Source organism: Streptomyces sp. B1866 (genome assembly GCF_031932565.1).
Classification (GTDB): Bacteria; Actinomycetota; Actinomycetes; order Streptomycetales; family Streptomycetaceae; genus Streptomyces.
In genome coordinates this window covers 1-2,872 of sequence record NZ_JAVSCF010000434.1, presented here as the reverse complement: position 1 = coordinate 2,872, position 2,872 = coordinate 1, and the positions used below count along the sequence as shown (strand labels likewise).

Below are 2,872 nucleotides of genomic sequence, written 5' to 3'. Positions count from 1 at the left end.
GCCGCCGGGCCGGCCGCCGTCGGGAGCGCCGCCCGGGGAGGCGCCCGCGGGGGTGCCGCTCCGGCCGGGGAGGGGCGGGGCCGGGGCGGGGCGGGGCGCCGCGGCGGTCTCGGCGGCCCGTAGCCGGGACAGGACGATGGCGCCGACGAGCGCGGCGAGCAGCAGCACGGACAGCGCCTCGAACGGCAGCACCCAGTGCCGGAAGAGGCTCTGGCCGGAGACGGCGGTGGTGCCCGGGGCGCCGCCGAGGTCGATCCAGGTGGTCCGGAAGGCGTCCACGACCACCCAGACCAGGGCGACCGCGGAGGCGACGGCCACCGTGAGGGCGGCCCAGCGGTTGCCGGAGTCGGCGTCCGGCGACGGTCCGATGGGCGCCTTGGTGAGCATGAGGCCGAACAGGAGGAGGACGACGACGGATCCGACGTAGATCAGCACCTGCACCCAGGCGATGAACTCGGCCGTGAGCAGGAGGTATTCGACGGAGAGCCCGCCGAGCGCCACCACCAGCCACAGGGCGGCGTGCACCAGTTGGCGGGTGGTGACGGTCAGGACGGCGGCGCCGAGGGTGGCGAGGCCGACGAGGAGGAAGGCGATCTCCACGCCGGTCGGCGACAGGAAGCCGTGGTGTGCGGCGGCGAGGTTCACGCGTCGCCCTCCGGCGGTTGCGGCGTCCCGGGGGCCTGGGCGGGGCCGCCCGGGGCGGGGCCGCCCGTGCGGGAGTCGCCCGGGGCGGAGTCCCCCCGGGCGGGGTCGCCCGTCCGGTCCCGGGCCTGTCCGGCTTCCGAGGCCTGTCCGGCTTCCGGGGCCTGCTCCGGGGGCCGCGTGTCGGGTGCTTGCCGGTCGGTGGCCTGCGCGTCCGGGGCTCGCTCGTCCTGGGGCTGCTCGCCTCCCGCCGGACGGCCCGAGGCCCGCCGGGACTGGGCCCCAGGCGCGGCGGGGGGCTGACCGGCGGCGCGGCGCGCCGGGGCCGGCCGGTCCGCGGGACGCGGCTCGGCGCCCGGCTGACCGGCGGGCGGCTGGTCCGCGGCGTGCGGCCCCTCCGCCTGCCGCTCCGCGGCGGCGAGCTTTTCGGCGGCCTTGCGGGCGGCGGTGAGCTCCTTGGGCTCCTCCGCGCGGGTGTCCAGGGCGGGCGGCGCGGGCACCGTCCACATCCACTCGCGGAGCTTGTCCCGCTCGTGGGTGAGGTCGCGGATGTCCTCCTCCGCGTACTCGAACTCCGGCGACCAGAACAGCGCGTCGAAAGGACAGACCTCGATGCAGATCCCGCAGTACATGCACAGCGAGAAGTCGATGGCGAACCGGTCGAGCACGTTGCGGCTGCGCTCGCGCCCGCCGGGCGCGGCCGGAGGCAGGGTCTCCTTGTGGGAGTCGATGTAGATGCACCAGTCCGGGCACTCGCGCGCGCACAGCATGCAGACCGTGCAGTTCTCCTCGAACAGCCCGATCACCCCGCGGGTGCGGGGCGGCAGCGCGGGCTGCACGTCCGGGTACTGCGCGGTGTGCGACTTCCTGGTCATCGTCCGCAGCGTGACGGCCAGGCCCTTGGCCAGGCCGGATCCGGGGAGGCCCCTCACGAGATCACCACCTTGACGACGCCGGTGAGGGCGATCTGGGCCAGCGCGAGCGGGATCAGCCCGGTCCACGCGAGCCGCTGGAGCTGGTCCTCGCGCAGCCGCGGGTAGCTCACCCGCAGCCAGATCACGACGAAGGCGAGCACGGCGGTCTTCAGCAGGGTCCACAGCCAGCCGAGGTCGCCGGCGAACGGGCCGTGCCACCCGCCGAGGAACAGGACGGTCGTCAGCCCGCACAGGACGACGATGCCCGCGTACTCGGCGAGCAGGAACAGCGCGAAGCGCAGCCCGGTGTACTCGGTGTACGCACCGAAGATGATCTCGGAGTCGGCGATCGGCGCGTCGAACGGCGGGCGCTGGAGCTCGGCGAGCCCGGCGGTGAAGAACACCAGCCCGCCCATGATCTGCCAGGGCACCCACCACCACTCGAACGCGTCGAGGATGCCGGGCAGCGAGACGGTGCCGGCGGCCATCGCCACGGAGGCGGCGGCGAGCAGCATCGGCAGCTCGTACGCCATGAGCTGGGCGGCCGTGCGCAGGCCGCCGAGAAGGGAGAACTTGTTGGCCGACGCCCACCCGGCCATGAGCGAGCCGAGCACGCCGACGCCCATCACGGCGAGCGCGAAGAAGATCCCGGCGTCGATGGACCGGCCCACGGCGTTGCCGGGGCCGAGCGGGATCGCCAGCAGGACGAGGAGGTACGGCAGCAGGGCGACGGCGGGAGCGAGCTGGAAGACGCGGCGGTCGGCGCCGGCCGGGACCACGTCCTCCTTCTGCGCGAACTTCACGCCGTCCGCGACCAGCTGGGCCCACCCGTGGAAGCCGCCCGCGTACATCGGGCCCAGGCGGCCCTGCATGTGGGCCATGACCTTGTGCTCGGTCTGCCCGACGAGCAGGGGGAACACGAGGAACACGACGAAGACGGCGAGCAGCCGCAGGGCGACTTCGAGCACGTCGTTCACGCGGCGCCTCCCGCGGTGTCGTCCGACTCGGGGGTCGGGGAGTCCGGGGGCCGGGGGCCGGGGCCGTCCGGCTCCGGGGCGGCCGCGCCGGCCTCGTGAGTCGGGGTCTCAGCGGGGGCCGGGGCGTCGGTGCCGGGGCGGGGGTTGTGCCAGGGGGCGTCCGCGGAGCGGGGGCGGGGCCGGTCCGGGCGGGCGGGCCGGGGCTCCGGCGCCTGGCCCTCGGCCGGGGGCGCCGCCGCGTCGGTCTGGTCGGGCGCCCCGGCGCGCTGGCTCGCCGAGCCCTCGCTCGCACTCCGCGCGCGGCGGGCCGGGCGGTCGGCCGGGGCCTCCCCCGCCGCG

The 2,872-nt window shown here is 76.2% G+C and carries 2 protein-coding genes and 2 pseudogenes; all 4 read right to left on the bottom strand.

The window, feature by feature from the left end; genetic code table 11:
• A partial coding sequence (locus RKE29_RS29095; protein WP_312008701.1) for an NADH-quinone oxidoreductase subunit J occupies window positions 1–645 on the bottom strand: 645 nt, incomplete at its 3' end.
• A gap of 404 nt (window positions 646–1,049) precedes the next feature.
• Window positions 1,050–1,574: pseudogene (locus RKE29_RS29090) on the bottom strand (NADH-quinone oxidoreductase subunit I); the annotation flags it as partial.
• Complete coding sequence (locus RKE29_RS29085; RefSeq protein WP_312008700.1) at window positions 1,571–2,533, bottom strand: complex I subunit 1 family protein; 963 nt, start codon at window positions 2,531–2,533, stop codon at window positions 1,571–1,573. The pseudogene RKE29_RS29090 and the gene RKE29_RS29085, both read right to left, overlap by 4 nt.
• A pseudogene (locus RKE29_RS29080) lies at window positions 2,530–2,872 on the bottom strand (NADH-quinone oxidoreductase subunit C); the annotation flags it as partial. The gene RKE29_RS29085 and the pseudogene RKE29_RS29080, both read right to left, overlap by 4 nt.